At 70.3% G+C, this 25,403-nt stretch carries 22 protein-coding genes; all 22 read right to left on the bottom strand.

Annotated features, from left to right (window positions below; genetic code table 11):
- Positions 1-13: 13 nt before the first annotated feature.
- The 22 genes from metK to aroB all read right to left on the bottom strand — a co-directional run bounded on the left by metK (position 14) and on the right by aroB (position 25,402).
- Positions 14-1,207 (bottom strand): methionine adenosyltransferase, encoded by a 1,194-nt coding sequence (metK, locus tag LTL01_RS13190; protein WP_053547444.1) that lies wholly within the window; start codon positions 1,205-1,207, stop codon positions 14-16.
- A 104-nt stretch (positions 1,208-1,311) separates the two neighbouring features.
- A complete protein-coding gene (gene rpoZ / locus LTL01_RS13195; protein WP_053547443.1) occupies positions 1,312-1,566 on the bottom strand; it encodes a DNA-directed RNA polymerase subunit omega in 255 nt (84 codons plus the stop codon).
- A 90-nt stretch (positions 1,567-1,656) separates the two neighbouring features.
- On the bottom strand, positions 1,657-2,232 hold the full coding sequence (locus tag LTL01_RS13200; protein WP_053547442.1) for a CoA-binding protein: 576 nt from the start codon (positions 2,230-2,232) through the stop codon (positions 1,657-1,659).
- Positions 2,229-3,548: an O-acetylhomoserine aminocarboxypropyltransferase/cysteine synthase family protein gene (locus LTL01_RS13205; protein ID WP_236968895.1), complete on the bottom strand. Its 1,320-nt coding sequence runs from the start codon at positions 3,546-3,548 to the stop codon at positions 2,229-2,231. Before LTL01_RS13205 ends, LTL01_RS13200 begins: the two co-directional genes overlap by 4 nt.
- 37 nt (positions 3,549-3,585) lie before the next feature.
- Positions 3,586-5,619, bottom strand: coding sequence for an acetate--CoA ligase (gene acs, locus LTL01_RS13210; protein ID WP_236968896.1), 2,034 nt, complete (start codon positions 5,617-5,619; stop codon positions 3,586-3,588).
- A 1-nt stretch (position 5,620) separates the two neighbouring features.
- Positions 5,621-6,451 carry an ABC transporter permease gene (locus LTL01_RS13215; protein ID WP_236968897.1) on the bottom strand — a complete coding sequence of 277 codons (831 nt, stop codon included), beginning with the start codon at positions 6,449-6,451 and terminating at the stop codon, positions 5,621-5,623.
- Positions 6,448-7,491 (bottom strand): aliphatic sulfonate ABC transporter substrate-binding protein, encoded by a 1,044-nt coding sequence (locus LTL01_RS13220; protein ID WP_236968898.1) that lies wholly within the window; start codon positions 7,489-7,491, stop codon positions 6,448-6,450. Before LTL01_RS13220 ends, LTL01_RS13215 begins: the two co-directional genes overlap by 4 nt.
- Positions 7,488-8,339, bottom strand: coding sequence for an ABC transporter ATP-binding protein (locus tag LTL01_RS13225; protein ID WP_236968899.1), 852 nt, complete (start codon positions 8,337-8,339; stop codon positions 7,488-7,490). The genes LTL01_RS13220 and LTL01_RS13225 overlap by 4 nt, the downstream gene beginning before the upstream one ends.
- 53 nt (positions 8,340-8,392) lie before the next feature.
- Positions 8,393-9,289: a guanylate kinase gene (gene gmk, locus LTL01_RS13230; protein ID WP_236968900.1), complete on the bottom strand. Its 897-nt coding sequence runs from the start codon at positions 9,287-9,289 to the stop codon at positions 8,393-8,395.
- On the bottom strand, positions 9,282-10,172 hold the full coding sequence (pyrF, locus tag LTL01_RS13235; protein WP_236968901.1) for an orotidine-5'-phosphate decarboxylase: 891 nt from the start codon (positions 10,170-10,172) through the stop codon (positions 9,282-9,284). The genes gmk and pyrF overlap by 8 nt, the downstream gene beginning before the upstream one ends.
- Positions 10,169-13,456, bottom strand: a complete 3,288-nt coding sequence (carB, locus tag LTL01_RS13240) for a carbamoyl-phosphate synthase large subunit (RefSeq protein ID WP_236968902.1) — start codon at positions 13,454-13,456, stop codon at positions 10,169-10,171. Before carB ends, pyrF begins: the two co-directional genes overlap by 4 nt.
- Positions 13,456-14,610: a glutamine-hydrolyzing carbamoyl-phosphate synthase small subunit gene (gene carA, locus LTL01_RS13245; protein WP_236968903.1), complete on the bottom strand. Its 1,155-nt coding sequence runs from the start codon at positions 14,608-14,610 to the stop codon at positions 13,456-13,458. Before carA ends, carB begins: the two co-directional genes overlap by 1 nt.
- Positions 14,607-15,116, bottom strand: coding sequence for a PH-like domain-containing protein (locus LTL01_RS13250; protein ID WP_236968904.1), 510 nt, complete (start codon positions 15,114-15,116; stop codon positions 14,607-14,609). The genes carA and LTL01_RS13250 overlap by 4 nt, the downstream gene beginning before the upstream one ends.
- Before the next feature lie 28 nt (positions 15,117-15,144).
- Positions 15,145-16,479, bottom strand: coding sequence for a dihydroorotase (locus LTL01_RS13255; protein WP_236968905.1), 1,335 nt, complete (start codon positions 16,477-16,479; stop codon positions 15,145-15,147).
- Complete coding sequence (locus LTL01_RS13260) at positions 16,476-17,456, bottom strand: aspartate carbamoyltransferase catalytic subunit (protein WP_053547432.1); 981 nt, start codon at positions 17,454-17,456, stop codon at positions 16,476-16,478. Before LTL01_RS13260 ends, LTL01_RS13255 begins: the two co-directional genes overlap by 4 nt.
- Entirely contained in the window at positions 17,453-17,983 is a 531-nt protein-coding gene (pyrR, locus tag LTL01_RS13265; RefSeq protein ID WP_053547431.1) for a bifunctional pyr operon transcriptional regulator/uracil phosphoribosyltransferase PyrR, read from the bottom strand. Before pyrR ends, LTL01_RS13260 begins: the two co-directional genes overlap by 4 nt.
- A gap of 64 nt (positions 17,984-18,047) precedes the next feature.
- Positions 18,048-19,604 carry a Rieske 2Fe-2S domain-containing protein gene (locus LTL01_RS13270; RefSeq protein WP_053547430.1) on the bottom strand — a complete coding sequence of 519 codons (1,557 nt, stop codon included), beginning with the start codon at positions 19,602-19,604 and terminating at the stop codon, positions 18,048-18,050.
- A 75-nt stretch (positions 19,605-19,679) separates the two neighbouring features.
- Positions 19,680-22,643 carry a DEAD/DEAH box helicase gene (locus LTL01_RS14885; protein WP_236968906.1) on the bottom strand — a complete coding sequence of 988 codons (2,964 nt, stop codon included), beginning with the start codon at positions 22,641-22,643 and terminating at the stop codon, positions 19,680-19,682.
- A gap of 59 nt (positions 22,644-22,702) precedes the next feature.
- Positions 22,703-23,113: a transcription antitermination factor NusB gene (nusB, locus tag LTL01_RS13280; protein ID WP_053547429.1), complete on the bottom strand. Its 411-nt coding sequence runs from the start codon at positions 23,111-23,113 to the stop codon at positions 22,703-22,705.
- 3 nt (positions 23,114-23,116) lie between these two features.
- Positions 23,117-23,677, bottom strand: coding sequence for an elongation factor P (gene efp, locus LTL01_RS13285; protein WP_053547428.1), 561 nt, complete (start codon positions 23,675-23,677; stop codon positions 23,117-23,119).
- 61 nt (positions 23,678-23,738) lie between these two features.
- Positions 23,739-24,206 (bottom strand): type II 3-dehydroquinate dehydratase, encoded by a 468-nt coding sequence (locus LTL01_RS13290; RefSeq protein ID WP_236968907.1) that lies wholly within the window; start codon positions 24,204-24,206, stop codon positions 23,739-23,741.
- Between the two features lie 116 nt (positions 24,207-24,322).
- Positions 24,323-25,402 (bottom strand): 3-dehydroquinate synthase, encoded by a 1,080-nt coding sequence (gene aroB / locus LTL01_RS13295; RefSeq protein WP_236968929.1) that lies wholly within the window; start codon positions 25,400-25,402, stop codon positions 24,323-24,325.
- Position 25,403 lies beyond the last annotated feature (1 nt).

Consider the following 25,403-nt stretch of genomic DNA (forward strand, 5'->3'; position numbering starts at 1 on the left):
TCGGGCACCGGCCTCACAAGCCCGCGGCCGCGCGGAGGTCGTCGGCGCGGTCGGTGCGCTCCCACGTGAACTCCGGGAGTTCGCGACCGAAGTGCCCGTAGGCGGCCGTCTTGGCGTAGATGGGCCGCAGCAGATCCAGCTGATCGATGATCGCCTGCGGCCGCAGGTCGAACACCTCCAAGATCGCCCGGGTGATCTGATCGTCAGAGACGTGACCGGTGCCGAAGGTCTCGACGTACATCCCCACCGGGGCCGCCTTGCCGATCGCGTAGGCGACCTGGACTTCGAGCCGATCGGCCAGCCCCGCCGCGACGGCGTTCTTGGCGACCCAGCGCATCGCGTACGCGGCTGAACGGTCGACCTTCGAGGGATCCTTGCCGCTGAACGCACCGCCGCCATGGCGGGACGCGCCGCCGTACGTGTCGATGATGATCTTGCGCCCCGTGAGTCCGGCGTCCCCCTTCGGGCCGCCGATGACGAACGGGCCGGCGGGGTTGATGATGAAGTCGGTGCCGGAGATGTCCAGGCCCGACTCCGCGATGACGGGTTCGATGACCTCGGCGCGCACCGCGGCACGGAGCGCGGCGAGCGAGATGTCCGGGTGGTGCTGGGTCGACAGCACGACGGTCTCCACCGTCCGCGGCACGACGCCGTCGTAGCCGAGCGTCACCTGCGTCTTGCCGTCGGGGCGGAGGAACGGGAGGGCGCCGGAGCGGCGTGCCTCGGACAGGCGCTCGGCGATGCGGTGCGCGGTGTGGATGGCGGTCGGCATGAGCTGCGGCGTCTCGTTCGTGGCGAACCCGAACATGATGCCCTGGTCGCCAGCACCGAGCGCGTCGACGGGGTCGAGGGATCCGCCTTCGCGGTGCTCGATCGCGGTGTCGACGCCGGCGGCGATGTCACCGGACTGCTCGCCGATCGACACCGTCACTCCGCAGGAGTCGCCGTCGAACCCGGTCTCGCTGGAGGTGTAGCCGATGCGGTTCACCACGCCTCGCACGACTCCGGGGATGTCGACGTATCCGTCCGTGCGCACCTCGCCCGCGACATGGACGAGCCCCGTCGTCACGAGGGTCTCGACCGCCACGCGGCTTCCCGGGTCCTGCGCGATCAGCGCATCGAGGACGGCATCCGAGATCTGGTCGCAGATCTTGTCCGGATGCCCTTCCGTGACCGACTCGGACGTGAACAGGCGCAGGGCGGACATCGATCCTCCAGATCGCGGAACGGGGCGGGAACAAGTATGCCCCTGATCGCGGACACGGCCGCGATCAGGGGCACCGGGCCGTCATACGACGGCCGAAAGCGGGATTACTCCGCGTGACGCAGACGCAGCTTGTCCTCGTGGATCTCGTGCATCGCGATCGTGAGCGGCTTGTCCTCGACCGTGGAGTCGACCAGCGGACCCACGTTGTCGAAGAGGTTCCCCTCGTGCAGGTCGGAGTAGTAGTCGTTGATCTGGCGCGCCCGCTTGGCCGCGTAGATCACCAGCTGGTACTTCGAGTCGACCTTCTCGAGAAGGCTGTCGATGGGGGGCTCGATGATGCCCTGGTTCGTTCCGGCCATGGGAACCTCCTCGGTTCGGCGGATGGGGAAAGTGAGGTCGGCGGCGCGCTCCGCAGAACGCGCATCGGACCAGTCTACCGCGACGGACCGTCAGGACGCGGACGGGCGGCTGATCAGCTGTCGCTTGGAGCTGAGGACGCCGGTGTCGAACCCGGCGAGGTGCAGTCCGCCGTGGAAGCGGGCGTGTTCGATCTTCACGCAGCGATCCATCACGACGCGAAGCCCCGCGTCTTCCGCGATCCGTGCCGCATCCTCGTTCCACGACCCCAGCTGGAGCCACAGGGTCTTCGCCCCTGCATCCACAGCCTCCTGCGCGACACCGGGGAGGTCGTCGTGGCGGCGGAAGACGTCGACGATGTCCGGCGCGTACGGCAGGTCCGCCAGCGAGGGGTACACGGGGCGGCCGAGGATCGAGGTTGCGCGGGGATTCACGAAGAACACCTCGTAGGGGGCACTGCCGAGCAGGTACGAGCCGACGAAGTAGCTGGCACGAGCCGGGTTGTCCGAGGCGCCGACGACCGCGATCGACCGTGCGGAGCGCAGGATCTCGAATCGCTCCTGCGCGTTCGGGCCGACCCAGGTGCGGCCGGTGTCGGCGGCGGTTGCACCGGGAAGGGCGCAGGCTTCTCCGACGGACGGCTGCGGAAGGGCGCAGGAGTCGCTCATCGGGTCACCCCCGTCGCGGCGGTGAGCGCCTGATCGAGATCCCACAGGATGTCCTCCGGATCTTCGAGACCGACCGAGATGCGGATGAGGTCGGCGGGAACACCCGCCCGATCGAGCTGATCGGCGGTGAGCTGGCGGTGCGTGGTGGACGCCGGGTGGATCACGAGGGTTCGGGCGTCGCCGATGTTCGCGAGGTGCGACGCGAGCTGGAGGGCGTCGATCACGGCCTCCCCCGCCCGGCGCCCGGCATCCGGGTCGTCGCCGTCCGCACGGACTCCGAATGCGAAGACCGAGCCCGGCCCGAGCGGCAGGTAGCGCTCGGCGCGGTCGTGGTGCGGGTGGTCCGCGAGCCCCGCCCAGGTCACGAAGGACACGCGCGGGTCGTCCTGCAGCCACTCCGCGACGATCCGCGCGTTGGCCAGATGAGCATCGATGCGCTGCGGCAGCGTCTCAACACCCTGCAGGAGCTGGAACGCCGCCTGCGGGCTGAGCGCGGGTCCGATGTCGCGCAGCTGCTCGCTGCGCAGCCGCGTCAGGAAGCCGTATTCGCCGAAGTTGTCCCACCAGCGGATGCCGCCGTAAGACGGGACCGGCTCGGTCATCTGCGGGAACTTGCCGTTGCCCCAGTCGAATGTGCCCTTCTCGATGACGACGCCGCCGAGGGTCGTGCCGTGGCCGCCGAGGAACTTCGTCACGGAGTGGATGACGATGTCGGCCCCGTGCTCGAGCGGGCGCGCGAGATAGGGCGTCGCCAGCGTCGAGTCGACGACGAGAGGGATGCCGGCCGCGTGGGCGATGTCCGCAAGGGCGGCGATGTCGGCGATCTCTCCGGAGGGATTGCCGATCGTCTCGACGTAGAGCACCTTCGTCTCCGGTCGGATCGCCGCGGCGTAGTCGGCCGGGTCGCTGGAGGGGACGAACGTGGTCTCGACGCCGAAGCGGCGCAGCGTCACGTCGAGCTGCGTGACGGTCCCGCCGTACAGCTGAGCCGAGGCCACCACGTGGTCCCCCGCCCCGACGAGCGCGGCGAAGGTGATGAACTCCGCGCTCATGCCCGACGCGGTGGCGACGGCGCCGATGCCGCCCTCGAGCGACGCCAGTCGCTCCTCGAGGGCGGCGACCGTGGGGTTGCCGATGCGCGAGTAGATGTTGCCGTACTTCTGCAGGGCGAAGAGGTTGCCCGCATCCGCGGCGTCGTCGAAGACGAAGGACGTCGTCTGATAGATGGGCACGGCCCGGGCGCCGGTGGCGGCGTCGGGGGTGCCGCCGGCGTGCAGGGCGCGGGTGCGGAAGCCGAACCGGTGATCGTCGCTCATGCTGCTCTCTCTGTGGGGGCGTTCGGGATGATGCCGCTCAGGCGTCGGCGAGGACGTCGGCGATCTGGGTGACGGCCCAGGGATTCTGCAGCGACGTGGTGTCGCCGAGGGGGCTCGGGACCCGCCCCGCGCGGCGATCCTGCTCAGCCTCCCACAGCTGTCCGAGGAGGCGTCGCAGGATCTTGCCGGAGCGGGTCTTGGGCAGCTCCGGGACGACGACGAGGTGACGCGGCTTCGCGATGGGACCGATCTCCCGCGCCACCTGGGAGCGCAGCTCGGTCGGTTGCGGGGCGGCCGTACCGGAGGCGACGACGAACGCGGCGACCGCGTGGCCCGTGACCGGGTCGGCGACCGCCGTGACACCCGCCTCGCCGACGCTCTCGTGCGCGACGAGCGCGGACTCGATCTCGATCGTCGACATGCGGTGCCCGGAGACGTTCAGGACATCATCGAGCCGGCCGAGGATCCAGATGTACCCGTCGGCATCGACCGTCGCGGAGTCCCCGGCGACGTAGTAGCCGCCGTGGGCTCCGTGGCCGGCGTACTGCGCCCAGTACGAGTCGCGGTAGCGGGCCGCGTCCTTCCACACCGTGCGCGCCATCCCGGGCCACGGTCGTCGCACGACGAGGGTCCCCGAGCGACCGGGGGCCACCTCGCGGCCGTCCTCGTCGACGACGGCCGCGTCGATCCCCGGGAAGGGAACGGATGCCGAGCCGGGCTTGAGGGTCGTAACGCCGGGGAGCGGCGCGATCATGGCCGCGCCCGTCTCGGACTGCCACCACGTGTCGACGACGGGCAGGACGTCACGGCCGAACGTGCGCCGGAACCACACCCACGCGGCGGGGTTGATCGCCTCCCCCACGGTGCCGAGGAGGCGGAGCGAGGACAGATCGTGGCCGGGGGGCAGCTCGTCACCGAACCAGGTCATGAAGGTGCGGATGAGGGTGGGCGCGGTGTAGTAGACCGTGACGCCGTACCGCTCGATGATCTCGAGATGCCGGGTGCGCACCGGCGTGTCGGGGGTCCCCTCGTAGATCACCTGGGTGAGCCCGTTGGAGAGCGGACCGTAGATCTCGTAGGTGTGGGCCGTGACCCACGCGAGGTCCGCGGTGCACCAGTGCACGTCGTCCTCGCGGGCGTCGAAGTGCGCCCAGTGCGCGAAGCTCGCGTGGGTGAGGTACCCGCCGGAGGTGTGCACGAGGCCCTTGGGACGCCCCGTCGTCCCGGAGGTGTAGATGATGAAGAGCGGATGCTCGGCATCGAACGCGTCGGGCCGGTGCTCCGGGGACGCGGTGTCGACGACGTCGTGCCACCAGACGTCCCGACCCGGTGTCCACGGGACGTCCTGTCCGATGCGGCGGACGACGAGGACGTGCTCGAGGTGGGCGAGGCCGTCCGCGGCCTCGTCGGCGGCGGACTTGACCTCGACGGCGGCCCCGCGACGGTGCTGCCCGTCGGTGGTGACGAGGAGCTTCGCCTCGGTGTCCTCGAGGCGGAAGCGCAGCGCCTCGGCCGAGAAGCCGCCGAAGACGAGCGAGTGCACCGCCCCGATGCGCGCGCACGCGAGCGTGATCACGACGGTCTCCACGAGCACCGGGAGATAGATCACGACGCGATCGCCGGGCCCGATGCCGAGGGCCAGGAGAGCGTTCGCCGCCTGCGCGACGCGACGCTGCAGATCGGCGTAGGTGACGGTGACCCGGTCACCGGGTTCGCCTTCGAAGTGCAGGGCGACCTTATCACCGCGGCCCGCCGCGACGTGCCTGTCGACGCAGTTCTCCGCGACGTTCAGGCGTCCGCCGACGAACCAGCGCGCCGCGGGCACCGACAGAGCCCCGTCGGCATCCCGGACCGGCGGATCCCACTCGTGCGCGGTGTCCCACGGCCGCGCCCACGTCAGCCTCTCAGCCGCGCGCTCCCAGAAGGCGATCGGATCCGCCGCCGCGGTGGCGTACACCTCGGCGGTCACGTTCGCGCGCGCCGTGAGCTCGGCGGACGGAGGGAACGCCCGGGTCTCCACGAGGCGCCCCTCGGACCCGGGAGCGCTGCTCCCGTCATCGATGCCGCTCATGTCAGATCCACCGCCGGAGCAGGTACTTCTGCACGATGCTCAGGATGCCGTTGGTGAGGGTGCCGAGGAGAGCCAGGAGGACGATGGCGAGGAGGATGCGGTCCACTCGGCCGTTCGACTGTGAGTCTGTGAGCAGCCAGCCGAGCCCCATGGAGGCGGCGATGAGCTCCGCAGCGACGAGGAAGAGCCACGCCTGCGCAAGGGCGAGCCGGAGGCCGGCCATGATCGAGGGCACCACGGCCGGGAGCTGCACGGTGCGGAAGAGCGCGAATCCGCGCAGGCTGAATGAGCGGGCCATCTCCACCGAGCGCGCGTCGACCTGACGGAGCGCCAGGCTCACGGTGGTGAAGACCGGAAAGAACGCACCGATCGCGATGAGCGTGACCTTCGATTCTTCGCCGATCCCCATCCACAGCAGCAGCAGGGGAACGAGGGCGAGCGACGGGACCGCCCGGATCGCGGCGAGCGTCGGGCTCAACAGCGCGTCTCCGGCGCGCGTCAGCCCCACGACGGCGGCGACGGCGAGCCCGATCACGGCGCCGATGGCGAAGCCGAGGAACACCCGCTGCACCGAGATCGCGATGTGGATCCACAACGACCCGCTCTCAGCGAGCTGCACCGCGGCGTTGAGGACGCTGGCCGGCGGAGGCAGCCGGTAGGCCGGGACCAGACCCGACACGGTGACGGCCTGCCACACCGCGAGGAGGACGAGCGGGACGAGCGCTCCCCCGACGATGCGGACCGAGCGACGGCTCCAGAACGCGCGCGCCGACGACCCCGGACGCGGGGTGGCGTCCGGGGTCGTGCGGTTCTGCGCGGGTGCGGAGGTCATCGGCCCTCGGTCGCCTGTACGGCGAAGGTGTCGTTGACGATGGTGTCGAGCGCGTCGTTCACGGCGCTCTCCCCGCCCTGCACCGCATCCGAGGCCACGAGGACCGGCGCGATCACGCGGAGGACATCGAGCTGGGCCTCACCCGGGACACCCGAGACGTCGAGGTTCGAGCGCTCCTGGATGACGGTGTTCGCGACCTCGATGTCGATCGCGGCGACCTCGGCCAGGAGCGCGGCGGTCTCCTCGGGGTTCTCCAACGCCCAGGCACGCGCCTCCTCGTATGCGTCCACGACCACCTGCGCGACATCCGGGTGCTCGGTGAGGAAGCTCTCGGTGGCGTTGAGGAAGCCGTAGGAGTTGAAGTCGACGTTGCGGTAGATCAGCTGCGCGCCGGACTCGACCTCGGCGGCCGCCATGATCGGGTCCAGGCCCGCCCACGCGTCGACGGAACCGGCCTCGAGCGCCGCGCGACCGTCGGCGTGCTGCAGGTTCTGCACCTCGATGTCGTCGACCGACAGGCCCTCGGTCTCCAGGGCCTGCAGGAGGAAGAAGTAGGGGTCGGTGCCGGTGGTGGCCGCGACGGACTTCCCGGCGAGGTCGGCGACGGACGTGATGTCGCTTCCCTCGGGCACGACGATCGCGGACCACTCGGGCTGCGAGTAGATGTCGATGACCTGGATGGGCGAACCGTTGGCGCGGGCGAGGAGCGCCGCCGAGCCCGCGGTCGAGCCCACGTCGAGGGAGCCGGCGCGCAGGAACTCATTGGCCTTGTTCGAGCCGGCGGACTGCACCCACTCGACGGTGACGTCATCGCCGAGCACGTCCTCGATGAGTCCCTGGTCGCGCACGATCAGGCTCAGCGGGTTGTAGGTGGCGAAGTCGATGGACAGGGTGTCGGTGGACCACTCCGAAGCGGTGCCGGCGGTGTCGCCCTCGGACTGCGCGGAGGCGTTCTCGCCCGAGAGGCACCCGGTCGTGGCCATCATCATCGCACCGGCGAGGACGATCGCGGGTACGGTGCGGCGGATGACGGTGCTCATCGGGTCTCCTCGAGAGTCTGGTGATGGGTGGGGACGCCGAGTCCTTCGAGGAGCTCGGCGCGCAGGTCCGCGAAGACGTGATCTGCACGATCGCGGGGACGGATGCCGGGGACGTCGACCGTACGGGCGACGGAACCGGACACGGGGTCGTCACCGAGGGTGCGAAGGAGCACCACACGGTCGGCGAGGTAGAGGGCCTCCTCCACGTCGTGCGTCACGAGGACGACGGTCGTGGGGCGGGAAGCGTGGATGTCCAGGAGCAGGTCCTGCATGCGCAGACGCGTGAGGGCGTCGAGCGCGCCGAACGGCTCGTCGAGGAGGAGCACCTCGGGTCCGCGCGCGAGGGCGCGTGCCAGCGACGCGCGCTGCGCCATCCCGCCGGAGACCTCTGCGGGCCGGCGCTCCGCGGCCTGGTCCAGCCCCACCAGACGGAGCAGATCGGCCACGCGGTCGCGTGCCTCGCGCTTCGCCGTCCCGCGCGGAAGGCCCAGCGCGACATTCTGCGCGATCGTCCGCCACGGCAGCAGGCGCGGCTCCTGGAAGGCCACCGCCGTGCGGTCGTCGGTGTCGCGGACGGCCGAGGAATCCAGCGTGATGGTTCCGCGGGACGGCTGGTCCAGACCCCCGAGGAGCTTGAGCAGCGTGGACTTGCCGCACCCGGAGGGTCCGACGATCGCGAGGATCTCCCCTGCGGCGAGGTCGAGGTCGACGTCCCTCAGCACGGCGTGCTCCCCCTGCGGGGTCGCGAAGGCGCGCGACAGACCGGTCAGGCGGACGACGCCGCGGGAGGACTGCGCGGTCGCTGCGGGCACGGCGGGCGCGAGGAGGGTGGACACGTCTTCGATCATGCCGACTCCATCACCACCTCCGCGTCACGGACGTAACGTGACGAAATGCGGCGTCAGGATCCGAGAGCGGCGATCTCCGCGGCGGCCCGCGCGACGTCGTCGTTCACGACGCGGTAATCGAACTCCGCCTGCGCCGCGAGCTCGCCCCGCGCGGTGCGCAGGCGTCGCGCCTGCTCTTCCGGGCCCTCGGTGCCCCGACCGATGAGCCGGTTGACGAGCTCGTTCCAGCTCGGCGGCAGCAGGAAGACGAGCGTCGCCGTCGGCTCGGCGGCCCGCACCTGACGCGCACCCTGCAGGTCGATCTCCAGGAGCACCGTCCTGCCCTCGGCGAGGACCTGCTCGATCGGGCCACGGGGGGTGCCGTACCGGTACGCGTTGTGGACGGTGGCCCACTCCAGAAGCTCGCCCTCCGCCACGAGCCGGTCGAACTCCGCGTCGTCGACGAAGTAGTAGTGCTCGCCGTGGACCTCACCCGGACGCGGTGCGCGTGTCGTGGCCGAGACCGAGAGGTGGATGTCGGGGTGGTGCTCCTTGATGTGGGCGGCGACGGTGCCCTTGCCGACCGCCGTCGGACCCGCGAGGACGAGGAGGCGGCTGCGGCCCGACCGAGGAGCGGGTTCGGGGAACCGGGCGTCGAGGAAGGCGCGCAGCGCCTCCCGCTGGCGCGCACCGAGACCGCCCAGCCGTTTCACCGGCGAGATGCGGAGGTCGGCGAGGATGCGATCGCGCTTCCCGGCGCCGATCGCCGGCACACTCGTGAGGAACTCCGTGACGCGCATCGCGCCCGCCGGCGAGGTCGGCGCATCCAGCGCGCGCCGCAGGAGCTCCTGGGGGGTGATCACCCGCGTGGCGACGTCGTTCTTGAGCGCGGCGCGCTCGCGGCGCGCAGCCACGGCACGCCGCGATGCCGCGACCCGGTCGACCTCGGGAGGGGTGCGCGAATCAGCCATCGTGCGCCGCTCCCCCGCGGCCGCGCGCGATCCCCGCGTCCCGGTAGAGGGCGGAGCGCTCGTCGATGCGCGCGGTCAGGCCGGCAGGTCCCGCTGACAGGACGCTCCGACTCTCCGACGCGAGGACGTGCGCCGCGACGGCGCCGAAGAGCCGGGGCAGATCGGCCGGAGTGGCACCCTGTGCGCCGAAGCCCGGTGCCAGCAGCGGGGCGCCGGCGAGCACATCGTCGGTCAGGCCGAACTCGTGCCGGTCGACGGTCGCTCCGACGACGAGTCCGATCGGGCCCAGCTCTCCGCCGAAGGCGGCGGAGCCGTTGACCCACGCGATGTCGCGTGCGACCCGGCGGGCGACGGACTGGTCCTCCTCCGCTTCGACGTCGACCGTGCGCGCCGTCTGCAGCGCCGCGGCCTCCGGATTGCTGGTCGCGGCCAGGACGAACACGCCCTTGCCGAGTCGCACCGCTCCGGTGAGCGTCGCGCGCAGGGACTCGGGCCCGAGGTAGGGGCTCACGGTGAGGGCGTCGGCTTCGAGCGGCGAGCCGGGCGTCAGCCAGGCGGCGCTGTACCCGTCCATCGTGGAGCCGATGTCCCCGCGCTTGGCGTCGGCGATCACGATCAGTCCCGCAGCGCGCGCGGACGCCAGCACCGACTCCAGCGCGGCGAACCCCGCGGCGCCGAAGCGCTCGAAGAAGGCCACCTGGGGCTTGACGACCCCGACGCGTCCCGCCGCCGCGTCGACCACGCGGAGCCCGAAGTCGCGGGCACCGGCCGGTGTGTCGCCGAGCCCCCAGTCGCTCAGCAGGTGCGGGTGAGGGTCGATCCCCACGCACAGCGGGCCGAAGCGATCCAGGGACTCCCTGATGCGGCGTCCGAACGAGCTCACGCGTGCCCGGCCCGATCGACGGCGTACTCCTGGAGGCTGCGGACCTCGAATCCGCGACGGAGGACGGGGATCGCGCTGACCGCCGCGCCGAGGACGGCCATCGTGGTGAACAGCGCCTTGTCTCCCGCGACCGCGGCGGCGCGGATCTCGTAGCCGTCGGCCCGAGCCATTCCGCCCGACGGGGTGTTCACGACGATGTCGATCTCCCCCGCGTTGATGAGGTCGACGATGTTGGGCTCCCCCGACTCCTGCGTGGACGAGTATTTGTTCACGACCGTGACGCGGATGCCGTTCCGCGCGAGGATCTCCGCCGTCCCCTCGGTGGCGACGAGCTCGTACCCGAGCTCGGCGAGGCGGTGGGCGGGCAGGATGACCGCACGCTTGTCGCTGTCGGCGACGGAGATGAACACACGACCGCTGAGCGGCACGCCGCCGTAGGCCGCTTCCTGCGACTTCGCGAACGCGGTCGGGAAGTCGCGATCGATTCCCATGACCTCGCCGGTCGAGCGCATCTCGGGGCCGAGGACGGAGTCGACGGTCTGTCCGTCTGCGGTACGGAAGCGCTTGAAGGGGAGCACCGCCTCCTTCACCGCCACCGGGGCGTCGAGCGGCACCCGCGACCCGTCGCGTTCGGGCAGGAGGCCCTCGGCGATCAGGTCAGCGATGCTCATGCCGGCCATGATGCGGCTCGCGGCCTTGGCGAGGGGGATGCCGAGCGCCTTGGAGACGAAGGGAACCGTGCGGCTCGCGCGCGGGTTCGCCTCGATGACATAGAGGACCCCCGCGCTGACGGCGAACTGGACGTTGAGCAGACCCCGGACGCCGATCCCGCGCGCGATCGCGCCGGTGGCCTCGCGGACGCGGTCGATCTCCGTGCGCCCGAGGCTCACCGGCGGAAGGGTGCAGCTGGAGTCGCCGGAGTGGATACCGGCCTCTTCCAGGTGCTCCATCACGCCGCCGACGTAGAGCGTCTCGCCGTCGAAGAGGGCGTCGACGTCGATCTCGACCGCGTCATCGAGGAAGCGGTCGACGAGCAACGGGAGCCCCGGCCCGATGATCGCCTGATCGGCGATGCGCAGGAAGTAGTCGCGGAGGCTGTCGGTGTCGTAGACGATCTCCATGCCGCGGCCGCCGAGGACGAAGCTCGGACGCACCAGCACCGGGTACCCGATGTCCTCGGCGACGGCGATGGCGCCCTCGACGTCGATCGCGGTGCCGTGGCGCGGCGCCACGAGACCCGCCTCCTCGAGGATGCCGCTGAACAGCCCGCGCTCCTCCGCGAGGTCGATCGCCGCGGGCGACGTGCCGAGGATGGTGTAGCCGGCCTCCTCGATGCCCTTCGCGAGCCCCAGCGGCGTCTGCCCGCCGAGCTGGCAGATGACGCCGAGGATCGTGCCCGACTGCGCTTCGGCGTGGAGCACCTCCAGGACGTCCTCGAGCGTCAGCGGCTCGAAGTACAGGCGGTCAGACGTGTCGTAGTCGGTGGAGACGGTCTCCGGGTTGCAGTTGACCATGACCGTCTCGAAGCCGGCATCCGACAGCGCGAACGACGCGTGCACGCACGAGTAGTCGAACTCCACGCCCTGCCCGATCCGGTTCGGCCCCGAACCGATGATGACCACCTTCGTGCGCTCCGACGGGGTCACCTCCGTCTCGGCGTCGTAGCTGGAGTAGTGGTAGGGCGTGAGCGCGGGGAACTCTCCCGCGCACGTGTCGACGGTCTTGTACACCGGACGGATGTCGAGTCCGTGGCGGACAGTCCGCACGGACACCTCGTCGATGCCCCGGAGCTGGGCGATCTGGGCGTCGCTGAAGCCGTGCTCCTTCGCGATGCGCAGCACCCGGGCGTCCAGTTCGGCGGCGGTGCGGACGAACTCCGCGACCTCGTTGATGAGGACGATCTGGTCGATGAACCAGGGGTCGATCGCCGTCGCCTCGAAGGCCTGCTCGGGCGTCGCGCCCAGGCGCAGGGCCTGTTGGAGGACGACGATGCGTCCGTCGGTCGGGATCTTGGCGATGTCGAGCAGCTCCTCGACCGAACGGGACTCCTCGCCCCAGTGGAAGCTCGAGCCGCGCTTCTCCAGCGACCGCAGGGCCTTCTGGAGGGCCGTGGCGTAATTCCGACCGATCGCCATGGCCTCGCCAACGGACTTCATGGTCGTGGTGAGGGTGGTGTCGGCGGCCGGGAACTTCTCGAAGTTGAACCGCGGCACCTTCACGACGACGTAGTCGAGCGTGGGTTCGAAGCTCGCCGGCGTCACCTTGGTGATGTCGTTCGGGATCTCATCGAGGCGATACCCGATGGCGAGCTTCGCGGCGATCTTCGCGATCGGGAATCCGGTGGCCTTGGATGCCAGGGCCGACGAGCGCGACACGCGCGGGTTCATCTCGATGACGATGATGCGGCCGTTGGTGGGGTCCACGGCGAACTGGATGTTGCAGCCACCGGTGTCCACGCCCACCGCGCGAATGATGTCGATGCCGATGTCGCGCATCTTCTGGTACTCGCGGTCGGTCAGCGTCAGCGCGGGAGCGACGGTGATGGAGTCACCCGTGTGGACGCCCACGGGGTCGACGTTCTCGATCGAGCAGACGACCACGACGTTGTCCGCGTTGTCACGCATGAGCTCGAGCTCGTACTCCTTCCACCCGAGGATCGACTCCTCCAGCAGCACCTCGGTCGTCGGTGAATCCCGCAGGCCCGCGCCGGCGATCCGGCGCAGGTCCTGCTCGTCGTAGGCGAAGCCGGACCCGAGACCGCCCATCGTGAAGCTCGGGCGCACCACGAGCGGGTATCCGAGCTCCGCGGCGCCGGCGAGCACCTCGTCCATGGTGTGGCAGATGCGGCTGTCGGCGACGTCCGCGCCCGAGTCGAGAACGAGCTGCTTGAACAGCTGCCGGTCCTCGCCCTTGTTGATCGCCTCGAGGTTGGCGCCGATCAGTTCGACCCCGTACTTCTCGAGGACGCCGTGCTTGTCGAGCTGGATCGCGGCGTTCAGCGCCGTCTGTCCGCCGAGGGTGGGCAGGATCGCGTCCGGTTTCTCCTTCGCGATGATCGTCTCGATGGTCTGCCACGTGATCGGCTCGATGTAGGTGGCGTCGGCGAAGTCCGGGTCGGTCATGATCGTCGCCGGGTTCGAGTTGACGAGGATGACGCGCACGCCCTCCTCGCGCAGTACGCGGCAGGCCTGGGTGCCGGAGTAGTCGAACTCGCACGCCTGGCCGATGACGATCGGGCCGGACCCGATGACCAGGACACTGGTGATGTCGTCGCGCTTGGGCATCAGTTGTCGTCCTTGCTGTGGGCCGCGAGCACCATGTCGCGGAACCGGTCGAAGAGGTAGTTGGAGTCGTGGGGGCCCGCGGCCGCCTCGGGGTGGTACTGCACACTGAAGGCGGGGATGTCGAGGGCGCGGAGTCCCTCGACCACGTCGTCGTTCAAGCCGATATGACTCACTTCGACGCGCCCGTACCCGTTCGGGCTCTCGACGATGCCGTCGGTGGGGGCGTCCACGGCGAACCCGTGGTTCTGCGAGGTGATCTCCACTCGGCCGGTCGCCTTGTCGAGCACGGGCTGGTTGATGCCGCGGTGGCCGAACGGCAGCTTGTACGTGCCGAAGCCGAGCGCGCGCCCGAGGAGCTGATTGCCGAAACAGATCCCGAAGAAGGGCAGACCGTCGTCGAGGACGGCCCGCAGCAGCTCCACATGCTGGTCCGACGCCGCCGGGTCGCCGGGACCGTTGGAGTAGAAGGCCGCGACGGGCTCGATGGCCCGGATCTGCTCGATCGTGGCCGACTGCGGAAAGACGTGCACCTCGAACCCGCGCGCGGCGAGGTTGTTGATCGTGGCGGTCTTCACACCCAGGTCCAGAACCGCGAGGTTTCCGATGCGCTCGCCGACGGCGGGGGTCACCTCGACCTCGCTGACCGACACTTCCGCGGAGAGGTTGCGTCCGCGCATGTCCGGGGCTTCGCGGACGAGACGCAGCTGCTCCTCGGCGTCCAGGCCCGCCGCGGCACCCGAGAACACGCCGCCGCGCATGCTGCCCTCGGAACGGATGCGCCGGGTGACGGCACGCGTGTCGATGTTGCTGATGCCGACCACGCCGTCGCGCACGAGAGCGTCCGGGAGGCTCTCATCGGCGCGCCAGTTCGACACGACCCGCGACGGGTCGCGGACGACGTAGCCCGACACCCAGATGCGTCGGGATTCCGGGTCTTCGTCGTTCATGCCGGTGTTGCCGATGTGGGGCGCAGTCTGGACCACGATCTGGCCGGCGTAGGAGGGGTCGGTGATGGTCTCCTGATACCCGGTCATGCCGGTGGCGAACACCACCTCGCCGAGTGTCGTGCCCCGGGCACCGTAGGCGTCGCCCGGGTACCGGGTCCCGTCCTCGAGGACGAGGACAGCGGGGTCGAGGTCGAAGGGAGAGGTCATGCGTCGTGTCCCGTCTTGTTCTTCGGAAGGAGGGCACCCAGGGCGTCGGCGAGGGCTCGCGCCGAGGCATCCTGCGGGCGGAAGTAGGAGTCGACCGTCGTGTCGTCGTCGATGAGCCACGAGACGCGGACGAGCCCGTCCCGCTCGACGACGCGGTCGATGGCGACCGTGGCCTGCGCGACGGCCGTCACGCGCGCCGCGGGGAGGAAGATGGGCGCTTGCCCGGTGAGGCCGATCGCGACGCCCGCCGAAGCCACGCGGACCTCGCCGCGGGAGCGGAAACCCAGGCCCCGGACGGCGAGGCGCTCGAGCGGTTCGCCGTGGCGCGTCGTGGCGACGTACAGCACGGGGAAGGATGCCGCGACCTCGGCACCGGCCGGCAGATCGCCGAAGGGCGCCGACCACCCGGCATCGCGGCGGGCACGTCGTCGCCACGCCCAGCCGAGGAGCGCCACGACGAGGACACCGACCCCCACCGTGATGAGGAGTGCCCCCTCGCGGGTCACGAGCGCACCCCGTTCACGAGCACCCCGTTCACGAGCGCACCCCGGGCCGGTCCAGGACCGCGCCGTCGGCCACGGTGACGAGACCGCCGTAGACGGTCCAGCGGATCGCGCCGGGGAGCTCTCGGCCCACATAGGGCGAGTTGACACTCCGCCCCTCAAGGTCGGCGGTGCCGAAGGTGCGCATCGGAGCGGGGTCGTGGAAGACGAGGTGCGCGGGGTGCCCTACGGTGATCGGCGTGCCGTGCCCGGCGAGGCGGCCGATGCGCGCGGGCTCCCGGGACATCACCCGGGCGACATCCGCCCACGTGAGCATTCCGGTGTCGACCATCGCGTGCTGGACGACGCGCAGCGCGCTCTCCAGCCCCACCATTCCGTTGGCCGCCGCACCCCACTCGTAGGCCTTGGCCTCCGCGGGGTGCGGGGCGTGATCGGTCGCGACGATGTCGATCGTCCCGTCGGCGAGCCCCTCGCGCACGGCGCGCACGTCCTCCTCGCGACGCAGGGGCGGGTTCACCTTGAAGCGCGGGTCGTAGTCGCGCACCAGATCCTCGGTGAGCAGCAGGTGGTGCGGGGTCACTTCCGCCGTCACGTCCACGCCGCGCTTCTTGGCCCACCGGATGATCTCCACCGATCCCGCGGTGGAGAGGTGGCACACGTGCAGGCGTGAACCGACGTGCTCGGCGAGGAGGACGTCGCGGGCGATGATCGACTCCTCCGCCACCGCCGGCCACCCGGTCAGTCCGAGTTCGGCCGAGACGGCGCCCTCGTTCATCTGGGCTCCCTCGGTGAGCCGGGGATCCTGCGCGTGCTGGGCGATGACGCCGTCGAACGCCTTGACGTACTCCAGCGCCCGACGCATGATCAGCGGATCCCACACGCAGAAGCCGTCGTCGCTGAACACGCGGACGCGGGCGCGGGAGTCGGCCATGGCGCCGAGCTCCGCCATCCGCTCGCCCTTCTGCCCGACCGTGACGGCTCCGATGGGCTGGACCGTGACGAAACCGGCGGCTTCGCCGAGCGCGAGCTCCTGCTCGACGACCCCGGCGGTGTCGGCGACGGGCGAGGTGTTCGGCATCGCGAATACGGCCGCGTACCCGCCCGCGGCGGCTGCACGCGAACCGGTCAGGATCGTCTCGGACGCCTCGTACCCCGGCTCGCGCAGGTGGGTGTGGAGGTCGACGAGCCCCGGCAGGGCCACCAGACCGTCGACATCGATCTCGGTCGCGCCGTTGCGGCTGAGACCCGCGCCGACCCCGACGATCAAACCGTCCGCGACCAGGATGTCGGCGGCGGCGGCACCGTCGATGCGGGCGCCGCGGAAGAGCAGCCGTTCGGGGGTGGCGGTCGGCGGTGACTGGGTCATCGGGGGCTCTCCTCGTCTGCGGCGTTCCGGTCGTCGGGTCCCGCGCCCGCCAGAAGCAGGTAGAGCGCGGCCATGCGCACCGAGACGCCGTTGGCGACCTGCTCGAGGACGGTCGAGCGGGCGCTGTCGGCGGCCTCTGCGGAGATCTCCAACCCCCGGTTCATGGGGCCCGGGTGCAGGACCATCGTATCCGCCGGGAGGGCCGATGCTCGCCGGGCATCGAGCCCCCAGATGCGCGAATACTCCCGTTCAGTGGGGAAATACGCCGCATTCATCCGTTCGAGCTGGATGCGCAGCATCATCACCGCATCCGGTTCCCGCGCGAGAGCCTCGTCAAGGCCGTACAGAACCTCGACCGGCCACCGGCTGACGTCCTGCGGAACGAGCGTCGGAGGACTCACCAGGGTGACGTGCGCGCCGAGCGTCGTGAGCAGCCAGACGTTGGAGCGCGCGACGCGCGAGTGCAGGACGTCGCCGACGATGGTCACACGGATGCCGGCGAGATCCCGGCCACGGCTGTCGGCGCCGAACCGGCGCTTGCGGATCGTGAAGGCGTCCAGAAGCGCCTGCGTGGGGTGCTCGTGGGTGCCGTCGCCGGCGTTGACCACACCGGCGGAGATCCACCCGCTCGTGGCCAGGGTGCGCGGCGCACCGGAGGCTCCGTGGCGGATGACGACGGCATCCGCCCCCATCGCCTGAAGGGTCTGCGCCGTGTCCTGCAGCGACTCCCCCTTGGACACACTGGAGCCCTTGGCGGAGAAGTTGATGACGTCGGCCGAGAGGCGCTTGGCCGCGGCCTCGAACGAGATCCGCGTGCGGGTGGAGTCCTCGAAGAAGAGGTTCACCACCGTCTTCCCCCGGAGGGTCGGGAGCTTCTTGACTTCGCGGCGCTGGGTGTCGGCCATGTCTTCGGCGACGTCCAGGATGCGCAGGGCGTCTTCGCGCGACAGGGTGCGGGTGTCCAGGAGGTGCCTCATGACTCGATGGTCACCTCTTCGACGCCGTCCACTTCCCGCAAGCGGACGTTGACGCGTTCCTCCCGCGCGCTGGGGAGGTTCTTGCCGACGAAGTCCGGCCGGATCGGCAGCTGCCGGTGTCCCCGATCGACGAGCGTCGCCAGCCGGACCGCCGCGGGGCGTCCGATGTCCTGGAGCGCATCGAGGGCGGCACGGATGCTCCGGCCGGAGAACAGCACATCGTCGACGAGGACGACCGTGCGTCCGTCGATGCCGACCGAGGGGATGTCGGTGGGCTGCGGGGTGCGGGTCGGGTTCCGATGCAGGTCGTCGCGGTACATCGTGACGTCCAGGGCCCCGACCGGGACGGCGATGCCGCCGAAATCGCCGACGAGCGCGCCGATCCTCTGTGCGAGCGTCGTGCCCCGCGTCGGGATGCCGAGGAGGACGAGGCCCTCCGGCCCCTTGTTGGACTCCAGGATCTCGTGGGAGATCCGAGTCAGGGCACGCGAGATGTCGGCCTCGTGAAGCACGGTACGTGTGCTCATCCGCCGCTCCCTTCTCCGCCTCACGGGACGGGATTAAAGGTTGCTGTGGTGATCGCAGGACAGCCTATCGGACGGCGGCATCCTCGGTGACGCGCTGCGAGCGGATCGGGTGACCGGTCGTGGTCAGGCAGCGTCCGGTCGCCAGGTCCCACTTCCAGTCGTGCAGGGAACACGTGAGGACGCCGTCCTCGATCTTGCCGGTCTTGGTGAGATCCGCCCGCAGGTGCGGGCAGCGGCGCTGGACCTGCCAGCCGTCGATCTCGGCATCCTCCGTCTGATCGGACTGCTCGGCGTACCAGTTCTCGACGTACTCGATCCGGTCCCGCGAGAGGCACTTCAGGAACGTCGTGAGGAACTCGTTGAACTTGCCCGAGCGCCCCACCTCGAACTGCATCGAGAGGAAGATCGAGTTCGACCAGTCGATCTCGTGGTCGCGGATGTTCGTCGAGACCAGGTCGGCGGGGATCGTGTACCAGTACACGCACTCCTCGCCCGCATACTCCCGGAGCTTGGCCTTGGGGAAGTCGACGACCATGTCGAGCTCGCCGATGCGGAAGCGCACCATCCCGCCGACGCCGTTTCGGATCGTCCGCGCCCGCCGGAGCAGCGGCTCCCACCACTCCTTCAGCGCAGCCAGCATCTCCGCGGGCGGCATGATCTCGGCGCGGGTGGCTTCTTCCGCCGCGATCTCCTCCTGACGACTGTCTCGCTGCGCGGCGAGGTACTCCCACTTGTCCTCGAAGATCCCGGCGATCTCCGCTTCGGAGAAGAGCGTCTGCGTGACCGTGACGTCGCTCCCGCGCACCTCGACCTCCGTGCCGGGGAGGAACAGGTGGCCCTTCTGCTCCGGGCGGACTTCGGCCATGTGCTGGAGGAACTGGTGCTGGTCGGTGAAGATCGAGTCGTTCTCCAGTCCCGTGCCGTTGTACCGGAACAGCGCATCGCGGAGGAACATCGGCGGCCCGGCCATCGGGAAGACGTGCTCGGCGTCGACCTTCTCGATGTAGTACATCGCGCGCTTGTTCTGCGCGTCGCGCTTCAGCTGGGCGAAGTTCTGCTTGGCGTCCTGCGGCAGGTCGTAGACCATCGGCCACCAGATGGCCCCCGAGACCTGGGTGAAGTAGGCGTCGGGCTTGCCGAAGTCGAACAGCTTCTCAAGGTCCAGCGGGTGGGAGTCGTTCTGGTTCAGCACCGAGGCGGTTCCGTCGTCGACCGAGAGCGACGAGTCGCCGATGGGGCCGTCGCTCGGCGCGCGCAGCGGTGTCACCATGAGCTTCAGCGGCCCGAACTCGAGGGGGACGCCGGCTTCGGTCCGCACCAGATTGGTGTAGCCGAGGGCGATCAGGTCCTGCTCGAGATCGTCGGTGGGGTACTCCGGCAGGAGCACGCGGATGTCCTTCGAGACGTACCGCTCGAGGAGTGCCGGGTCGAAGTGGTCGCGGTGACGGTGCGAGATGTAGAGGAAGTCCGCGGCACCGTACCGCTCCCAGTCGAGCGCGCGGTTGTCCGGGAACGGAAACCACGAACCGAAGAAGCTGGGGCCGATCACCGGGTCGCAGAGGATCGAGCCCCCCGCGGTCTCGATGAACATCCCGGCGTGCCCGAGGCCTGTGATCTTCATGTCGCTCCTGTCGGAAATGAACTCTCCGAGTCTACGCGGGCCCCTCCTGGGCGCTCCGTGAGGAGCCGGGGATAATCACGGCTCCAGCAGCGAGCGGATGTCGGACGCGTCCAGAACATCGGCGAACGCGGCACCGTCGTCGAGCACGCCGCGGATGAGGTCGGCCTTGCGCTGCTGGAGTGCGCGCACCTTCTCCTCGATGGTTCCGGCGGCGATCAGCCGGTAGACGAAGACGCTCCGACTCTGGCCGATGCGATGCGCACGGTCGACCGCCTGCGATTCGGCAGCCGGGTTCCACCACGGATCGAGGAGGAAGACGTACTCCGCCTCCGTGAGGGTGAGACCGAACCCGCCCGCCTTCAAGCTGATGAGGAAGACGGGGGCCCGCCCGGAGCGGAACTCCTCCACGACCGCGTCCCGTCCCCGGGTGGTGCCGTCCAGGCGGGTATGGACGATGCCCGCCTCGCTCAGCCGTGCGCCCGCGAGGTCGAGGAAGGAGGTGAACTGGCTGAAGACCAGCACCCGGTGACCTTCCGCCCGCACCTCGGCGATGCGTTCCACCAGGACGTCCAGCTTCGCCGAGCCGAGCCCGGCATCGCGCTCGTCGATCAGAGCCGGGGCGAGGCTCAGCATGCGCAGGAGCGTGAGGGAGCGGAAGACGATGAAGCGCTGGCGGTCCAGGTCGTCCAGGAGCCCGAGGATCTTCTGGCGCTCCCGTTGGAGGACGCGGTCGTAGAGGGCGCGGTGCGCCGGCGAGAGCCGCACCTCGATCTCCTGCTCCTGCTTCGCAGGCAGCTCCGGGGCGACGTGCTCCTTCGTCCGCCGGAGGAGGAAGGGCCGCGTGCGTCGGCGGAGGTTCTCACGCTGTCGCGCGCGGTGGGAGCGACCGGCCGCGACGGCGAGGGGCGTCGGCGCGTCCCCATCCGTCCGGGTGAGCGGACGGACGTACTCCTCCCGAAAGCGGCGACGCGACGGGAACAGACCGGGCGCTGTGAGCGAGAGCAGCGCCCAGAGATCCTCCACGCTGTTCTCCATCGGGGTGCCCGTCACGGCGAAGACACCGCCGGAGCGGATCGCCGCGACGGCGCGATGGATCCTGGTCGCCGGGTTCTTGACGAACTGCGCCTCGTCGAGGATCAGCCCCGCCCAGGTGAGCGCGGCGAACTCGTCGGCGTCGATGCGGACCACGCCGTAGGACGCTACGACGACGTCCGCCGTGGCGGCGACGTCGAGGACCGTGCGATCACGCCGGGCCGCTGTGCCGTCGATGAGGGCGACACGAAGATCCGGGGCGAATCGCGCCGCCTCCCGACGCCACGTGGTGATCACCGAGGTGGGCGCGACCACCAGCCAGGGGCGCCGCCCGCCGCGCTCCCGGTCGCGGGCGACGAGGCTCAGCAGCTGCAGGGTCTTCCCGAGGCCCATGTCGTCGGCGAGGATCCCCCCGAGCCGATGGTCGTGCAAGCGCGCCAGCCACGACAGCCCGTCGCGCTGATACGGACGAAGCGTCGCGCGGATCCCTGTGGGGACATCCAGCGGGGGCGTCGGCGACCCTTCGTCGGCGAACGCGGCGACGAGCGCGCGCCATTCGGCGGCGGCATCCGACTCGTCCGCGAGATCCTCGAAATCCGCCCACAGACTGATCTGGCTCCGCGCGACCCGCGGTCCCGTCTCCCACTCGTCCAGGTCGCCCGCCTCGTCGAGGAGGTCTTTCAGGCGTCGCAGCGCGGGATGACGGAGGGAGAACCATCCGCCGTCGGCGAGCTTCATCCGCGCCCGTCCCCGCGAGAGCGCGCGGAAGAGCGCACCGAACGGGACGGGCCTGCCGTCGATCCACACGAGGATGCCGAGATCGAACCAGTCCGGATCCGACGACGGGACGGCGGTGATCCGGATGCGCGGGTCCCCGCGGAGGGCTTCGGCCGTGGGAGGCGCCCCCTCGACCGTGACGACGATGTCGGGGTGCGCATCCAGCTCCGGGAGGATCGCGGTCGCGAACGCCGCGGCGTCGGCATCGTCGAGGACGGCCGACGGCTGGAACTCGGCACCCGCGGCGCTCCAGAGGCCCTCGAGGACGGCGATGATCCGCGCTTCTCCCTCGGCGTCACGGACGATGCCGGCGGACGCCGCGTCATCGTCGAAGGCGACGGCGACCCCGGGGTAGCGCCAGCGCATGCCGTACTCGGCGACCCCGTCGTCCCGGTAGGTCACGTCGACGCCCAGGGTCGGTCGATCCTCCGGGGGCGGGGGCACCCCGTCCGCGATCGAGAGCGGCGCCGACCGCGCGAGCCGCGGGTAGGTCTCGACGAGGAACGCGTCCGTGTCGCCCGCCGGCACGTCGACCGCACCGTCGAGGAGCAGACGCGGAAGGGGCATCGGCAAGGGCACCGCTGCGAGGATCAGCCGGACCACGTCACCGCGTGCCTCGGCCGCGTACAGGCCGCATTGCCCGACCGGACGGATCACGGCCGCGTCCGGAGCGAGTCCCGGGAGGTCGATGTCGGCGGACAGGCGAAGGCCTCCCCCGCGACGCGGATCCACTGCGACGCGTGCGCTCGCCGCATCGGCCAGCGTCACCTCCTGGTGCCCCGTCGCAGGCACCAGGGGCACGCCGGCATCCGATGCCGCCTGGAGGTGAGGCCACACATGGGTCGACACGATCTCGTCGAGCACGACCACATCGCCGGTCGTGGGCAGCGGCGCCTCGGGCCGCGCCACCCGGGAGAGGGCGTGCAGCTCGGCGAACCACCGCACCTGGTCGGGACGGAAACGGGAGGGGCCACGCCGCAGCGACTCCCAGGACACGTCCCCCCGGATCCAGTCCCCGCGGGATCCTCGCATGAGCGGTCGAAGGGCCACGTGGAGATCTCCCGCGACGCCGGTCAGCGTCGCGGTGGTCACGGTGGCCACACCACGCGGCTCCCACCGCGCGGGATCGTACGGCTCGCGGCGGCGCAGCTCGAAGCCGAGCGCGAGCGCCTCACCGCCATCGCCGTCGCGCCCGCCGGTGCCGAGGAGGTCGCGCCAGTGGGAGGTCACGGGATCATCCTCGTCGCCGCCGCGGACATCGGCGTGCACCGATCAGGGCTGTCGCCCCGTCACGAGGTGCGGGCGATCCGCCCCAGGATGCCGTGCACGAACGAGCCGGAATCGTCGGTCGAATACTCCTTGGCGAGCTCGACGGCCTCGTCGATCGCGACCGCCGGGGGCACGGCGTCGTTGAAGAGGATCTCCCAGACGCCGATGCGGAGGACCGCGCGGTCCACGGCCGGCATCCGTGCGAGCGACCAGTCCTTGGCGTACGTGGTGATCTGCTCGTCGATCTCATCGCGGTTGTCGATGACACCGTCGACGATCTCGCGGGCGTAGAGCCACGATGCCTCGCGGGCGGGCTCGGCGGCGGCGCGCTTGGCCTCGACGGCGAGCATCACGGGGATGTCCTCGCCGCGCACGTCGGCTTGGAAAAGGATGTCGAGGGCGCGCTTGCGCGCCTTGCTCCGGGCGCTCACGCGTCAGTTGACGCGGCCGAGGTAGTCACCGCTGCGGGTGTCGACCTTGACCTTCGTGCCCTGCTCGACGAACAGCGGCACCTGGATCTCGTACCCGGTCTCGAGCGTCGCCGCCTTGGTACCCGCCGACGAACGGTCGCCCTGCAGGCCGGGCTCGGTGTAGGTGATCTCCAGTACGACCGACGCCGGAAGCTCAATGTAGAGCGGATTGCCGTTGTTCAGCGCGATCTGGACCTGCTGGTTCTCCAGCAGGAAGTTCGCCGCGTCTCCGACGGTCGCGGCCGGGACCGTGAGCTGGTCGTAGTCGGCGACGTCCATGAAGACGAAGCCTTCACCGTCGTTGTAGAGGTAGGTGAAGTCGCGGCGGTCGACGTTCTCGGTCTCGATCTTCGCGCCGGCGTTGTAGGTCTTGTCGACGACCTTGCCGGTGACGACGTTCTTCAGCTTGGTGCGCACGAACGCGCCGCCCTTGCCGGGCTTGACGTGCTGGAACTCCACGACGCTCCAGAGCTGACCGTCGATGTTGAGGACGACGCCGTTCTTGATGTCTGCGGTGGATGCCATGAGGTGGAATGTCCGTTCGTTGGGATTCGGGGCACGCGCCGAGCGCGGCCGACAGTCGATTCTACGGGACGCCTCCCGCGGCCTCGTCCCCCGAGATGAGGGCGATCAGCGCGTCGGTCGCGCGGCCGTACCCGGCGATCCCCTCGCCGATGACGTGGACCGCGGCGACATCCCGCACGTAGGAGAAGTGGCGGAACGACTCGCGCGCCGAGATGTCGGAGATGTGCACCTCCGCGACGGGGAGGGAGACGCCGGCAAGGGCGTCCCGCAGAGCGACGGAGGTGTGGGTCAATCCACCGGGATTGATGACGATGCCGGCGCAGTCCGCGCGTGCGGCGTGGATCGCGTCGATGAGGACACCCTCGTGGTTGCTCTGGATCGCGCGGATGTCGAACCCACGGCGTCCCGCCCGATCCCGGACGAGGTCCTCCACGTCGGCGAGGGTCTCATGTCCGTAGATCTCCGGCTGGCGGGTGCCCAGGAGGTTCAGGTTCGGGCCGTTGACGAGCAGCAGGCGGCGGTCGGTCACGCGTTCACACTAGCCGCGCACGATCACGGAGATGTGCGGGATGACGGATGCCGGAGGCCTCCGCGGTCCGCAATCTCGCACATCGCCGCGATCTCGCGCGCCGGCGGACTCGTTCGTCACCCGGCGACCTCCTGGTACGCCGCGAACAGCAGCGACTCGTCGGGCGCGCGCAGCACGGTGGGGCGGGCGATGTCGTCCAGCACGATGAAGCGCAGCATCCCGCCTCGGCTCTTCTTGTCGCGCTGCATCGTGGCCAGCAGCTGCGGCCACGCGCCCGCGCGATAGGTCGTCGGCAGCCCGAGGCTCTCGAGGATCGTCCGATGCCGCTGCGCGGATGCGTCATCGAGGCGACCGGCCAGACGCGACAGCTCGGCGGCGAAGACCATGCCGATCGAGATGGCCGCACCATGACGCCAGCGGTAGCGCTCGGCGTGCTCGATGGCGTGCCCGAGCGTGTGCCCGTAGTTCAGGATCTCGCGGAGCCCCGCTTCGCGGAGATCCTCCCCCACCACACGGGCCTTCATCTCGATGGCCAGCTCGACGCAGCGACGGAATCCCGCGCTGTGCGGATCGACTGCGGCGACGGGGTCCGCCTCGATGATGTCGAGGATCTCGGGCGCCGAGATGAAACCCGCCTTGACGACCTCGGCGAAACCCGCGGTCCGCTCGTTCGCCGACAGCGAGTCGAGCAGGTCGAGATCGCACACCACCGCGCGCGGCGGCCAGAACGCACCCACGAGGTTCTTGCCCTCGGCGGTGTTGATGCCGGTCTTGCCGCCGACCGCCGCGTCGACCATCGCGAGCACCGTGGTGGGCACCTGGACGACGGCGACTCCGCGCAACCACGTCGCGGCGACGAAACCGGCGAGATCCGTCACCGCTCCCCCGCCGAAGCCGATGACGGCGTCGGTGCGGGTGAAGTCCGCCTGCCCGAGCACCTGCCAGCAGAATGCGGCGACCTCGACGCGCTTGCCCTGCTCGGCGTCGGGGATCTCGGCCAGCAGGACCTCCCGGCCGCCCTCGAGCAGCTGCTGGCGCAGCGCACCCGCGCGCTCGGCGAGGGTGGGGGCGTGGACGATCAGGGCTTTGCGTGCGGCAACCGGCAGGGCGTCCCCGACACGGTCCAGGATGCCGCGACCGACGAGGATGTCGTACCCGTCGTCACCGGCGACGGTGATCGTGGTGGTATCGGTCACG

The organism is Microbacterium aurantiacum (assembly GCF_021654035.1).
GTDB classification, from domain to species: domain Bacteria; phylum Actinomycetota; class Actinomycetes; order Actinomycetales; family Microbacteriaceae; genus Microbacterium; species Microbacterium aurantiacum.

Coding starts and splice junctions, on each gene's coding strand:
- LTL01_RS13215 (WP_236968897.1), bottom strand. CDS start 6,451: ATGACCTCCGCACCCGCGCAGAACCGCACGACCCCGGACGCCACCCCG.
- metK (WP_053547444.1), bottom strand. CDS start 1,207: ATGTCCGCCCTGCGCCTGTTCACGTCCGAGTCGGTCACGGAAGGGCAT.
- LTL01_RS13220 (WP_236968898.1), bottom strand. CDS start 7,491: ATGAGCACCGTCATCCGCCGCACCGTACCCGCGATCGTCCTCGCCGGT.
- rpoZ (WP_053547443.1), bottom strand. CDS start 1,566: ATGGCCGGAACGAACCAGGGCATCATCGAGCCCCCCATCGACAGCCTT.
- efp (WP_053547428.1), bottom strand. CDS start 23,677: ATGGCATCCACCGCAGACATCAAGAACGGCGTCGTCCTCAACATCGAC.
- carA (WP_236968903.1), bottom strand. CDS start 14,610: ATGACCTCTCCCTTCGACCTCGACCCCGCTGTCCTCGTCCTCGAGGAC.
- LTL01_RS13270 (WP_053547430.1), bottom strand. CDS start 19,604: ATGAAGATCACAGGCCTCGGGCACGCCGGGATGTTCATCGAGACCGCG.
- acs (WP_236968896.1), bottom strand. CDS start 5,619: ATGAGCGGCATCGATGACGGGAGCAGCGCTCCCGGGTCCGAGGGGCGC.
- carB (WP_236968902.1), bottom strand. CDS start 13,456: ATGCCCAAGCGCGACGACATCACCAGTGTCCTGGTCATCGGGTCCGGC.
- gmk (WP_236968900.1), bottom strand. CDS start 9,289: ATGGCTGATTCGCGCACCCCTCCCGAGGTCGACCGGGTCGCGGCATCG.
- LTL01_RS13260 (WP_053547432.1), bottom strand. CDS start 17,456: ATGAGGCACCTCCTGGACACCCGCACCCTGTCGCGCGAAGACGCCCTG.
- LTL01_RS13200 (WP_053547442.1), bottom strand. CDS start 2,232: ATGAGCGACTCCTGCGCCCTTCCGCAGCCGTCCGTCGGAGAAGCCTGC.
- pyrR (WP_053547431.1), bottom strand. CDS start 17,983: ATGAGCACACGTACCGTGCTTCACGAGGCCGACATCTCGCGTGCCCTG.
- LTL01_RS13205 (WP_236968895.1), bottom strand. CDS start 3,548: ATGAGCGACGATCACCGGTTCGGCTTCCGCACCCGCGCCCTGCACGCC.
- LTL01_RS13255 (WP_236968905.1), bottom strand. CDS start 16,479: ATGACCCAGTCACCGCCGACCGCCACCCCCGAACGGCTGCTCTTCCGC.
- LTL01_RS13225 (WP_236968899.1), bottom strand. CDS start 8,339: ATGATCGAAGACGTGTCCACCCTCCTCGCGCCCGCCGTGCCCGCAGCG.